This window comes from Mucilaginibacter defluvii, assembly GCF_039543225.1.
GTDB lineage: Bacteria > Bacteroidota > Bacteroidia > Sphingobacteriales > Sphingobacteriaceae > Mucilaginibacter > Mucilaginibacter defluvii.
In genome coordinates this window covers 1,126,979-1,139,930 of record NZ_BAABJI010000002.1, presented here as the reverse complement: position 1 = coordinate 1,139,930, position 12,952 = coordinate 1,126,979, and the positions used below count along the sequence as shown (strand labels likewise).

Annotated in this window: 6 protein-coding genes; 3 read left to right on the top strand and 3 right to left on the bottom strand. The window is 47.3% G+C overall.

Features of this window, described 5'->3' with window-relative positions:
* Positions 1-8: 8 nt before the first annotated feature.
* Entirely contained in the window at positions 9-1,928 is a 1,920-nt protein-coding gene (locus ABD960_RS11205; protein ID WP_345331244.1) for a RagB/SusD family nutrient uptake outer membrane protein, read from the top strand.
* A gap of 72 nt (positions 1,929-2,000) precedes the next feature.
* On the opposite strand, the gene ABD960_RS11200 is transcribed toward ABD960_RS11205, so the two are convergent.
* Both ABD960_RS11200 and ABD960_RS11195 read right to left on the bottom strand, forming a co-directional pair.
* Positions 2,001-3,575, bottom strand: coding sequence for a glycoside hydrolase family 43 protein (locus tag ABD960_RS11200; RefSeq protein ID WP_345331243.1), 1,575 nt, complete (start codon positions 3,573-3,575; stop codon positions 2,001-2,003).
* Positions 3,576-3,587: 12 nt separating this feature from the next.
* The gene (locus tag ABD960_RS11195; RefSeq protein WP_345331242.1) at positions 3,588-5,726 is read right to left on the bottom strand and encodes an alpha-glucuronidase family glycosyl hydrolase; all 2,139 of its coding nucleotides are present in this window, start codon (positions 5,724-5,726) and stop codon (positions 3,588-3,590) included.
* Positions 5,727-5,997: 271 nt separating this feature from the next.
* Here ABD960_RS11195 and ABD960_RS11190 point away from each other — a divergent pair, with 271 nt between their 5' ends.
* Positions 5,998-7,935, top strand: a complete 1,938-nt coding sequence (locus ABD960_RS11190; RefSeq protein WP_345331241.1) for a sialate O-acetylesterase — start codon at positions 5,998-6,000, stop codon at positions 7,933-7,935.
* Positions 7,936-8,018: 83 nt separating this feature from the next.
* Here ABD960_RS11190 and ABD960_RS11185 read toward each other — a convergent pair whose 3' ends face one another.
* Positions 8,019-8,933 (bottom strand): alpha/beta hydrolase, encoded by a 915-nt coding sequence (locus ABD960_RS11185; RefSeq protein WP_345331240.1) that lies wholly within the window; start codon positions 8,931-8,933, stop codon positions 8,019-8,021.
* A gap of 831 nt (positions 8,934-9,764) precedes the next feature.
* On the opposite strand from ABD960_RS11185, the gene ABD960_RS11180 reads away from it, so the two are divergent.
* Positions 9,765-12,944, top strand: a complete 3,180-nt coding sequence (locus tag ABD960_RS11180; RefSeq protein WP_345331239.1) for a SusC/RagA family TonB-linked outer membrane protein — start codon at positions 9,765-9,767, stop codon at positions 12,942-12,944.
* Positions 12,945-12,952 lie beyond the last annotated feature (8 nt).

Below are 12,952 nucleotides of genomic sequence, written 5' to 3'. Positions count from 1 at the left end.
CTACTGAGATGAAAAGTTTAATAATCAAAAATATTTTAAAGTGTGCCCTGGCAACCTCAGTGTTATTAGCCGGTTGCAGCAAGGTGCTTGATGAACAGCCACGCAGTGTGTTTACCCCCGAATATTTTAAAACCGAGCAAGGCGTAGTTGGGGGGCTTACCGCCATGTACAGCCACTTGCGCAATATTTATGGGCAGGCTTATTATTATAATTCGGGCGTTACCGGTACCGACGAGGCTACCTGGGGCCAAAGTGCCGACGGTAACTTTAAAGATATGGATAACTCGGGCGTAGGTTCAATTTTATCTACAAGCTATCCGTCGAGCATACTATGGGGCGAGGCTTTCCCTAATATAAATACCGCCAGCGGTGTTATTGAGAACGCGAGCGCGGTAGGCTTATCATCCGCGCTGATTGCAGAGGCCAGGTTTTTCAGGGCGTTTGATTACTTTTTGCTCGTACAAACCTTTGGCGGCGTACCGCTGGATTTGGGCGCGGGCGAACTTAAGTTTAATACTACGCCTACACGTAAATCGGTACGTAATACCGTTCCGGAGGTGTATACCAAAGCTATCTTTCCTGATCTGCTGCAGGCCATTACCGATCTGCCGCAAACCGGGCGCGTAACCGGCGGGTTAACCAAAACAGCGGCAAGGCTGATATTATCCAAAGCTTACCTTACCTACGGCTGGTGGCTGCAAAATCCGAACAGCATACCAACCTATCCGGCGACTGACCGTACCGACCCGGACGGACATAACGCGCAATGGTATTTTCAGCAGGCGTACGATATAGCTGTAACAGCCATTGATGACCCGGGGCCGTTCGGCTTACAGCCTACATTTTACGATGTTAACCTGGCGCAGAATGATCGTAATAAAGAAATGGTGCTTTACGCCGATCACACCCAGACCAGCGAGAAATACAACGGCGGCAGCCTTACCTTCGGTAGTGGTGGCGCCCCTGATAATTTTGCCGGCTGGATGATGACCTGGAACTATCCGAACATCAAAAGTTCGGGTGTAAATTCGGTTCTGCGTGAAGCCGATCAGCATTTGGGCCGCCCTTGGGTACGTATGGCGCCAACCATCGAAGTACTTAAAAATACATTTGCCGATAAGGTGAACGATTCCAGGTACGACGGTACTTTTACCACTGTTTACCGCGGTAACTGGAATAAAGCGGGCAACACCTCGCCAACGCTGATTAATGCTAACGGCTTGCCTATTGCTCCCGGCGACGCGGTACTTACATTTTTGGATAACGATAACCCCAACATAACCTATGCTACCGAGAACGCCAACGTAGGTGCGGGCGTGTTACCCGGCCGTGCCGATTTCGTGATCTCTCCGGGCGCTATAAGCCGTATCATCTATCCCGGTTTATGGAAGCTTGGCCCGTACCGTACAGACAAAGGCAACGGATTGGGTGAAGCCAACGCCGGAAGCACCCGCCCGTACCCGATACTCAAATTCTCGGAATTGTACTTTATAGCTGCTGAAGCAGCGGTTAAGGGCGCAACAGTACAAGCCGGTAAATCAGCCAACGATTTAATAAATGTGATACGTGCCCGTGCCGGTAAATGGCGTTTTGATAACAATGGCAATAAAACCAAAGTAGAGGATAATAGCGCTGCCATGGTAGCCGCTACCCCTGCAAATATTGATTTGAACTACCTGCTTGCCGAGCGTTCGCGTGAGTTTTACGCCGAAGGCGGCCGCTGGTTCGACCTGGTGCGAACACAAAAATGGGCCGAGCTTGCCGCCTCATACACCATAGGCGGCACCAACTTTGGCGATCATACTCCGGTTAAAGTAACCCGTACAATTGATAACCACCTGTACCTGAGGCCTATTCCGCAGGGGCAGATTGACGGTTTGGAAATGAGCGCTGCCGAAAAAGCTGCATACCAAAACCCGGGATATTAATTATGGTGCGGGCGAAATTAAAGGGGCTGACCATTATGGTCAGCCCCTTTTTTATCGAATTAAAAGATGTGTTTATTGGTTTAATATCGATGTGTTGATGCGAAAGAAATCAAAATCGGCATAACCACCGGGTTTAGTTGTTGAAAAATTAAACAGCCCAAAACGGTAACCCATAAAGTGCGGCAGGCTGTACACCATTTTTAAAGGTTCGCCTATTGGCGTCCACGTTTTTCCGTCAAGGCTGTAGTAAAAGTAACCCTTATCCGTACGGTTGCGGAAATCGCAATCAGCCCTGAAGAATATTTTGCTTTGCTTGGTTTCTACACGAGCTTTTTCAACAGGTGTACCGCTTTCGCCGTTAACCATCACGATGGCATAACCGCCGTTTTGGGCTTTAACGCCTACCCAGCCATAGTTCTTTTGTAATAACAATAGTCCGGCGCAATCACCATCACGCAGGTGCGAGAGATCAATAGCTGTTACAGCTGATGATGTAGGCCCGATAGTGCGTTGCGTCAACGTATTACAGGCGGATAGCACGCTGCTGTCAATCCGTGCCGTTTTCAGGCGTAAATATCCTTTTCGTTCTGTTAACGACCATAGTTTGTTATCCGGGTTATGGTTCCACTGCCAAACCAGTGGTAGGGTAGTTATTGGTTTATTAAATTCATCATTAGATACTATGCCGGGTATCAGGCCGCGGCTTGCAGGCAGATCGAGCACTTCAGGCACTTTGCCATTGGAACCTAAAACCGGCCATCCATCCTTCCAGGTTACAGGCACCAGGTAGGGTATACGGCCAACCGCGCCCGCGTCCTGAAAAAGGTAGGCATACCATTTGCCCGCCGGAGTACTGATAAGGCCGCCTTGCGCAACGCCCTTATCCTGCAAAGCCACGCGCCCTTCATAAGGTCCGTCAATTTTATCTGCACGATGAACAATAACCGTGCGCATACCGCCGCGCGGCCAGTTGATGTTTAAGATATAATACTTGCCGTTCACCTTAAAAAGCTGCGAACCTTCGGCCAGTAAGCCCCGGTTCGGTTCGGTAGGCAAATCCGCATTTTCAATAATAACGCGTGGTTGTGTACCCGGTTTAATACCCGAAAGGTCGTCAGCCAGTTCGGCTAACATTATCTTGCCGCTGCCGTATACCATGTAGGTTTTGCCGTTGTCATCAAAAAATAAAGAATGGTCATGTAGCGATGGCGCGAACGATATCTTTTTCCAGGGGCCGCGTTCAATGTTCTTTGTAGAATAAATATAGGTTTTGCCCGTAGTGCCCGAGAAGGTGCTGACATAGTAAGTGTTGTTGTGAAAACGGATGCTGCTAGCCCATGAACCTTTTCCATAGGTACTTTTTCCGTTAGCTAAACTCAGCTCATCCGTGTTATCCAGCACGTCATACGCATAGTTTACCAGTTTCCAGTTCACCAGGTCGGTTGATTTCATGATCGGGATACCCGGGTTCATGTGCATGGTTGTACTGCTCATGTAGTACGTGTTTCCTACCCGGATAATAGACATGTCGGGCACATCAGCATGGATGATAGGATTACTTGCCTGTTGCCCGAAAGCATTAGGTAAAGTAGTTATCGATAAGGAAAGTATTATAAATGTGTTTTTGATCAGGGTTGATAAAGTCATTAGGATAATTGGTTAAGGCAAATATTTGAATTTTAGATCTTTATAATATTGCAGGTCGTGGTCCGGTTTTGTATACCCGGCAGGCAATGGCAATTTAGAGAAAGTTTGAAAATAAAGCACGCAGGCGTTCCGCCACCAAACAGCTTCCTCTGCCTGAATAGCTAACAACTGCTTAACTTCGTGATACCTTGTGCTGTCGATCTTTCCATTAACCGAAGCCCATGTTTTTTGCATTCCGGCAACGTCCGCAGCGCCTTTGTAATAGCGTTTCACTACCTCGTTCCACAAAGTCTCGCCATTTTTTAAATGTGTGTTCCAGCCAACGTGATGAAACCAGAGCAAATACTTCTCGGGCGTAGTTTCAACCTTATTCAGGCTATCCCGCAAGGGTGGATAATATTGTGCAATGGCGTTGCTTCCGGTCGCTGTACGGTCAAATCCCATCCCGGCAGAATCAGCTTTATGATAATAAACCGGGTTCCAATCCGCGCGCGAAAGATTATTTACCCACGGTGCCGGTCCGTAATGCGCGTGTGTACCCATTATGTGGTGCAGGCCAAGCGGCGTCATATAATTAACCGCCGTCTCGCGCGATGCCAGCATCATGCTGGTAACGGGTTTAACAAAATCAGGTTGATTGGAAAAAGTCATCTTCAGCCAATCGCGCGCGATATCTGCCGCGTTTTGATCCGGATTCCAGGCCAGGCGACCAAAGGCATACCAGTTAGCCTGCGCAAACGGATGCCCGCACCAGTTTATATCTGTACCGATGTTAGCCACGCCGGCAATTCCTGTTAAAGAGTTATTTACAGGTATGCTGATGATCTTCGCGACCGTTGAACCGTGCCCCTGGCTGTATGTATCGGCATCCAGGCATTCCTTAAACAGGGTAGCCAGGTAAACCAGGTGTGTTGAAAAGCCCAGGTATTCCTGCGTAATTTGAAACTCCGGCATTATCTGCGTCTTAGTCATAGCTCCAAAAAGCGGGTGGAAGGGCTCCCGCGGCTGAAAATCAATAGCGCCGTTCTTAACCTGGATGATGACGTTGGAACGGAACTTCCCGTCCAGCGGTTTAAACTCGTTGTAAGCTTGTTTGGCGCGATCATCGGGCGTTTTATCATCATAAACAAAGGCACGCCACATTACGATGCCACCGTGTGGCTTTAAAACATCGGCCAGCATATTCGCACCGTCGGCATGGGTTCGGCCATAATTTTGAGGGCCGGGCTGTCCTTCTGAATTGGCTTTAACCAGGAAACCACCAAAATCAGGGATATGCCGATAAATCTCGTCCGCTTTTTGTTGCCACCATTGCTTAACGGTTGGGTCAAGCGGATCGGCGGTTTTCAATCCGCCTGTTTCAATAGGCGCGCTGAACTTGGCTGACAGGTACAATTTAATGCCATATCGCCTGAACACGCCTGCCAGTGCCGCGTTTTTTTTCAGATAATCTGTCGTGAGTATAAGCGAGTTTGCATTCACATTATTGATAACCGCCCCGTTGATGCCAATTGAAGCATTTGCCCGTGCGTAATCAATATAACGAGGATCGATGTAACCCGGCAGTTTGTGCCAGTTCCAGATGGAAAATCCGGCATAGCCGCGTTCAACCGTTCTGTCCAGGTTATCCCAATGGTTTAAAATCCGTACCTGTAATTTCGGGCTTTCAGTTATATTGATATTGGCAAGTGTTTGTTGTGTTTGCAGCAGTCGAAGTAGATGGAAAGTGCCGTATAAAATGCCCTTGTCATTTTTCGCGCCTACAACCAGGCATGGCGAATTATTCAGGCTGATTGTTTTGATAACGTACCCCTCATTACTGGTATTGTTTATCAATTTGTTAAGTGCCGGAGTAAGCTGTTTGCTGCCACCTTTTACAAATATCAACCTTAAACCCTTACCTGGCGCGTTAACAAAAGCGGGGCTATAATTAAGCAGGCCTTGCAACGCGTTTTTAAGCTCTGTTCGCGCTGATTGTATAATAGGCGAATTCCCTGTTTCAAAAACAACAGAAGCTATTTGTTGCCTGTACTGCCGGGCGAGCGTGACGTTCTCCACCGGATCATACCGCAGCCACAGGCGATAACCGTTATCAGCGTTAGCTGCACTCGTTAGCAAGCAACACAACCAAAATGTGTAAATAAATTTCATAGGTTTTATATAGGCCGGCACATTACCGGTTATGGTTTATAATTAAAGGTAATAATACTAAACCATGCCATAGCCGCTGTGGGATGAATGTTTAAAATACTGGTGCGAATGTTTAATAAAACCTTACGATAAACATTCAGGAATGAAATTTCGGTTTAAAGAACCGGCGATGATTAACATCTGTGGCCTTAAATTAAACAAACATGGTATTTGCACTACCTGCAGGTAGATAGTTTTGTGTACCAATTATAACCAGATAATATTTAACCCGATGATCTATTTTAAGCGCTTGTTAGCAGTGCTGTTTTTTTGCCTGGCCTGTAATAAGCTTTACGCGCAGATCAGGTTGCCGCATTTAATTGGCAACGGCATGGTTTTGCAGCGTGAAAAAAAAATACATATATGGGGCTGGGCCTCTCCGCAGGAGAAAATTGCAATTACGTTTGCTGATAAAACTTATCACGCCGTAGCCGACGGCGCCGGAAAATGGCGGGTGCAAATAAAGGCCATGAAAGCAGGCGGCCCTTACAAAATGCAGCTTGATGCAAGCAACCATATAACGCTGGATGATGTTTTAATAGGGGATGTGTGGTTTTGCGCTGGGCAATCAAACATGGTAAACCCGATGGAGCGCGTTAAAGAAAAGTATCCCGAAGATATTGCTTCAGCAGATTATCCGCAGATACGTAATTATTTTGTGCCAACCGCGGCTGACATTAGTGCTGAACATGATGACCTGCCGCCGGGGCAATGGAAGCGGGCAACGCCGCAAAATGTAATGGAATTTGGCGCGGTAAGCTATTTTATGGCTAAAAAGCTTCATTTAAAATATAAAGTGCCTATCGGTATCATTAATTCCAGTGTAGGCGGAACACCTATAGAAGCCTGGCTGAGTGCCAATGCGGTAAAAACATTTCCATTACTTAATAACCGGCTTAGCCGGTTACGCCAGCGGCTCAAGGATGATACTCTTAAGGTTAATACTCCTGTAAAAGCTAACAATAAAGGCGTTGATGAAGGCGTAAAGGCTAACCCGAAATGGTACGATACCACCTTTGTGCCCACCGGCTGGAAACCCTTTTGGCTGCCCGGTTTCTGGGCCGATCAGGGCGTGCGTAACCTTAACGGCGTCGTGTGGTTCCGTAGGGAGATTGAAGTGCCTGCCGCTATGGCGGGCAAGCCGGCCAAGCTGTTTGTAGGCCGCATAATTGATGCGGACGAAACCTATTTAAACGGCGAAAAAGTAGGCGCTATAACTTATCAATATCCCCCGCGACGTTACGAGGTCAGAGCAGGATTGCTCAAGGCGGGTAAAAATATATTGGTAGTACGTGTAAGCAATTTTACAGGCAAAGGCGGTTTCGTACCTGATAAACGTTACGAATTGACGGACGGTGTACATCATGTTGATATAAGGGGAGACTGGTTGTACAAAGTAGGGCAGGTGTTTAACAAGCCAAATGGCGAAATACAAGCAGGCAATAACAATGTAGTTGCGCAAAATGAGTCGACAGGTTTGTATAACACAATGGTCAATCCGGCCACGAGCTATCAAATAAAAGGGATAGCCTGGTACCAGGGCGAAAGTAATATCGGCACTGCAAATTATGGGTCGTTGTTAAAGGCGCTTATTGCCGACTGGCGGCAAGCCTGGAACGACCCAGAACTGCCTTTCCTGGTGGCGCAACTGCCCGGTTTTGGCGATGTTGAATATTCGCCTGCGGAGAGTGCCTGGGCGCTGATACGCGAGGCGCAGCTTGAGGCACTTACCTTAAAAAATACCGGTTTAGCTGTGGCCATTGATGCGGGCGAGTGGAACGATATTCATCCCCTGAATAAAAAAGATATTGGCGAAAGGCTGGCGCTGGCCGCCCAAAAGGTTGCCTACGGTGACGCGCAAACACTCAGCCCGGGCCCCTTATGCAGCACGGCTACTACAGATGGCAACCATATTACCCTGACTTTTATAAATACCGGTAACAGATTAACCATTAAGGGCAGCGATAAATTACAACAGTTTGCAATAGCCGGTGCAGATAAAAAATTTGTTTGGGCGGATGCGATGATAGTTGGCGACAAGGTTATCGTATCAAGTCCGGACGTACCTAATCCTAAATACGTACGCTACGCCTGGGCTGATAACCCCGACGGCGCTAACCTGTATAATCAGCAAGGATTACCGGCCTCGCCATTCCGTACTGATAAATAATATCGGCACCAAGCCTTAAATATTTTCCAAATAAAAAACGCCTGTGTCAAGCAGGCGTTTTTTATTGATGAGATAATTGGTAATTAATTATTAGCAGGCGCGGTATTCATACCCATTTCGGTGTATTTCGCGAAGTTTGATGAATCAACGGGTTTAAAGATGAGTTGCGAGAACATAAACAACCCGTTTTTCCATATTTTAAAATCGTGACCGCCGGGTTCAATAAAGTATATATGTGGTACTTTCTTCTCATCCAGGTATGCATGGGTGCGCTGGCTGAATGATAACAGGCCATCGCTTGCCCCGCATGAAATAAATAATAGTTTAAGCTGCTTTTTCGCTTTCTCGACATCCGGCACCAGTTCTTCGGGCTTACGCGTATTTGGGGCTGGCGAAAAGCTGCCTACCCACGCAAACTTGTCCAGATTACCCAGTCCGAAATTAAGCGCCTGCCCGCCACCCATTGAAAGGCCGGCTATAGCGCGGCTCTCGCGTTTGGTTATTGCCGGGTAGTTTTTTTCGATATAGGGAATAAGATCATTTAACAGATCCTGCTCAAACGTAGCGAACGCGGCCACTTTATCAGGCGCCATTATATTTCCGGTAGCACGGTCGTCTTTCATGGCACGGCCGTTAGGCATCACTACAATCATCGGTACAAGTTTGCCCTGAGCGTACAGGTTATCTAATATCACCTGTGGTTTACCGCCGTTCAGCCACTCTTTTTCGTCGCCGCCAATGCCGTGCAACAGATATAGCACCTGATATTTTTTTGATTTACTGTATCCCGGCGGTGTATAAACTAAAGCCTTCCGGTTAGTTCCTACCGTTGCAGATGCATAGGTTATCGTGTCGATGTTACCGTGTTGGATGTTTTGCTGATAAGTGTCGAATCCTGCGGTTGCGGGTTTCACAATATCCTGTGCTTTTGTTTCAACAAATCCGCTTGTTAACGAGGCGGTGAGCAGTAATAGAATCAGCCGTTTTTTATTTCTCATGATTTAGTATTTGGTTTGATTAGCATAGCAAACTTATTATAAAATATCCTGCCCCCATCATACAATTGTGGTGAATTGGTGGTACAAATGTTAAGGTTGTCATCCTACATTTCCACTATGTTAAACAAATTGGCAATGCCAAAAATCCTGCATTAACAAATCTAATCGGCATTTTTCGATGTAAAAAATGTGGGTTTTATGCGTCAGCAGGCCTTGTTTGCTTCACAGTTAACATAAATGCTATCTTTCTAAACATTTCAGCACGACAAAAAAGTGCCTTGCCGATAGCTTCGCTTCCATAAACTTTCCAACGGGAACCTGAATTATTCTTTTTTAACATGATGATGAAAATCTATCCGCTTTCCACTGAGGGCGGCACGGCAACAATTTGCCGGAGTTCTTCATCATTTAGCGCTCATTGCTTGCCGGTTGGTCGGCACATCAATTATGAGTTTGGAATCATCAAATCAGCGGAAAGTTACAACTGCATAAACCCTAAGCCCAGGCCCCAAGTAAATGCAGCTATTTTATGTGCCGACAGGAATGTGTACGCCACCAATTATTACCATTTATAAAATTGACTTACATGATTAAAGTGCTGATTAACCTTCGGGCTTCGCCGTAGGCGATGTTGCAAGCCCTCATGCATCTCTGGCTCGGATAGCCGGGATTGTAGCCAAACAACCTGTTGATTATTAATTAAACCCGAATTATGAAAAGATTTTTACTGCCAGCCTCTATGGCATTCTATGCTTCAGTGTATTCAACTAATCTCGTTTCACACCTCAAATAGGTATTGTCAGGCATATCGCCAAAACAACAAAAAACTTCATGATGAAAACCAATACCAAAGTGCAAGGCGACAATGGCATAATACATTGGCATTGCCGCTCAATTAAAATATTTTACGTATTGCTGGCGCTTACTCTACTTGTTCAGTCGGCGCGTGCGCAGGGGCTGCGTACGGTGAGAGGGCAGGTGTTTGATCAGCAAAAGAACACTGTAATAGGCGCGAGTGTAACCATTAAGGGTACACAAACCGGTACACAAACCAACGCCAAGGGTGAGTTTGCCATTAAAGTGCCCGACAACCAGCAGATACTGGTTATCAATGTAGTCGGCATGTTATCCCAGGAGGTAAACGTTGCCGGTAAGGATTTTGTAACCGTTAGCCTTAAGGATAATGTATCGCAATTAAGCGAGGTTATTGTAAACGTGGCTTACGGGCAGCAACGCAAGCAAAGCGTTGTTGGCGCCATTGTGCAAACCGATAGCAAAACACTCGAGCGTACAGGCGGCGTATCAAGCTTGGCCGCCGCGCTTACGGGCAACCTGCCGGGTGTGGTAACTACTGCCAGTACCGGTTTACCCGGCGAAGAGGACCCGCAAATATTAATACGTGCGCGCAGTACTTGGAACAATGCAAGTCCGCTAATATTAGTGGATGGTGTTGAGCGCTCCATTAACAATATCGACATCGGTTCAGTAGCCTCTGTATCCGTACTTAAGGATGCCTCGGCCACCGCGGTGTTTGGTGTGCGTGGTGCTAATGGTGTAATACTGGTTACCACTAAACGCGGCAGAGAAGGCAAAGCCGAGATCAGGGCATCAGCCAATACGGTGATGAAATCGGTATCGAAACTGCCTGGCAAGTACGACTCGTATGATATGTTCAAAATACGTAACCTCGCCATAGAGAATGAGCTTGCATTGCGGCCAACTGCCTGGAACGATTACATGCCGCAGGATATCATCTCCAAATACCGTTCACCCGCAAACGAAATGGAACGTGAGCGTTACCCTAATGTTGATTGGGTAAATACACTGTTTCGTGACGAGGCCATGTCATACAACGCCAATCTTAATATAAGTGGCGGTACCAAGTATGTAAAGTATTTTACCAGTGCCGATTATCAAACCGAAGGTGACCTTTTCAGAACGTTTAACAATAACCGTGGTTATAACGCCGGTTATGGCTTTAACCGTTTAAACGTGCGCAGTAACCTGGATTTTAGTATTACGCCAACCACCACCTTCCGTACCAATCTGGCCGGATCAAGAGCGGTACGTAAGCGGCCTTGGATCAACATTAACGAGTATAATACATGGGGAGCAGCCTACTATACCGCGCCCAACCTGTTTTTGCCGCAATACGCTGATGGTACCTGGGGGTATTATGCGCCTAACACCGGCCAGGGTACCAACTCCGCCCAGATTTTGGCTACAAGCGGCGCGGAGATGCTGACCACCTCACGCATTACTACCGACTTTATTTTGGAGCAGGACCTGAGTGTGATCACCAAAGGCCTCAGCGTAAAAGGTACCCTGTCAATTGATAATACCTTTATTGAGAATAGCCGCGGTATTAACGACGCCAACAATAACACGCAGCGCAAATACATCGACCCGCTTACAGGCGCCGTAAGTTACGCGGTTGACAAAGATGCCAGTACGCAGTTTGCGTTTGAGGAAAGCATCCGCTGGCTGGCCAGCGGGGGCGCGGTTGATGACGGCGCTACACAACGGCGTATGTTTTCGCAAGTGCAACTTAATTACGCTACAAAGATTGGCTCCCAGCACGATATTACCGCCATGGGGCTTTGGAACCGCGATCAAACCGCACGAGGCAGCATTATTCCATCATACCGGGAGGAATGGGTATTCAGAACTACTTACAGCTATAAAGGAAAATATAACCTGGATTATAACGGCGCTTACAACGGTTCCGAAAAATTCGCGCCCGATTACCGTTTCGCCTTCTTCTCATCGCTCGGTGCTGGCTGGATGATCTCGGAAGAGAAATTTATTAAGCCGCTGACTTTTATCAGCATGCTGAAGCTTCGCGCCTCGTACGGTACTATTGGTGATGACAGCGGTTCACCGCGCTTCGCGTATCTGTCTGAATGGGCATTTGGCGGCCGCACCCGTTTGGGTACTTCCGGCATACCGGCTGAGCAGAGTATTTATAACTGGTATCGCCAAACCACCGTGGGTAACCCTAACGTGCGCTGGGAGAAGGTGGCAAAGTCGAACATAGCGGTTGATTTTAGCTTTTTTAACGACATGCTAACCGGCAGCGTTGACTTTTTCAGGGATAAACGGACAGACATCCTGAGTTCTGGTGCCGCCCGTGCCATACCATCATACTACGGTGCTACAGCGCCTACGGCTAATAAAGGTAAGGTAAACGCCCAGGGTTACGAGGTTGACCTGCGTTTCAACAAACGCATAAACCCTGATCTGCGCTTGTGGACGAACGTAAACTTTACCCATGCTGAGAATAAGGTAGTAGAAGCGGACATTCCGGAGTTGCTGCCTGATTATCAGAAAAGTACTGGTAAGCAAATATTTCAAACTAACTCATACGTAAGTGCCGGTTATTATAACACCTGGGATGAATTGTATGCCAGTACCGCGCATGCCGACAACGATAACCAGAAGATACCGGGTAACTATTATATTATTGATTACAATGCCGATGGTGTTATTGACGCGAGCGACAATATTCCTTATGGACACACCGGCAATCCGCAAAATACCTACAACGCTACTATCGGTTTCGACTGGAAGAACTTCAGCATATTCGCTCAGTTTTACGGCGTAAATAACGTAACAAGGCAGGTGGTACTTACCACGTTCGGTTCGCAAAACACCATCGCTTTTGATGAGGGTACATACTGGTCAAAAAGCAATCCGGGAGCGGATGTGCCTATCCCGCGCTGGGCATCAACGCCGAGCGGCTACCAGTCGGCAGACAGGTATATGTTTGATGCATCATACATCAGGCTAAAAAATGCTGAGATAGCCTACACCTTTAACCAAAAATGGGTTAAGCGTGCCGGTATGTCTAGCCTGCGCATATTTATAAACGGTAATAACCTGTACGTGTGGACAAAAATGCCTGACGACCGCGAATCAAACTTTCAGAGCGCGGGCGGGCAGGCCTGGGCATCGCAGGGCGCATATCCAACTATCAAACGCTTCAACCTTGGGGCAAACATCACCTTCTAACTGCTGAC

Bases quoted from the DNA above. Each gene is read 5' to 3' on its own strand.
- ABD960_RS11180 (WP_345331239.1), top strand. From the start codon at position 9,765: ATGATGAAAACCAATACCAAAGTGCAAGGCGACAATGGCATAATACAT.
- ABD960_RS11205 (WP_345331244.1), top strand. From the start codon at position 9: ATGAAAAGTTTAATAATCAAAAATATTTTAAAGTGTGCCCTGGCAACC.
- ABD960_RS11185 (WP_345331240.1), bottom strand. From the start codon at position 8,933: ATGAGAAATAAAAAACGGCTGATTCTATTACTGCTCACCGCCTCGTTA.
- ABD960_RS11195 (WP_345331242.1), bottom strand. From the start codon at position 5,726: ATGAAATTTATTTACACATTTTGGTTGTGTTGCTTGCTAACGAGTGCA.
- ABD960_RS11190 (WP_345331241.1), top strand. From the start codon at position 5,998: ATGATCTATTTTAAGCGCTTGTTAGCAGTGCTGTTTTTTTGCCTGGCC.
- ABD960_RS11200 (WP_345331243.1), bottom strand. From the start codon at position 3,575: ATGACTTTATCAACCCTGATCAAAAACACATTTATAATACTTTCCTTA.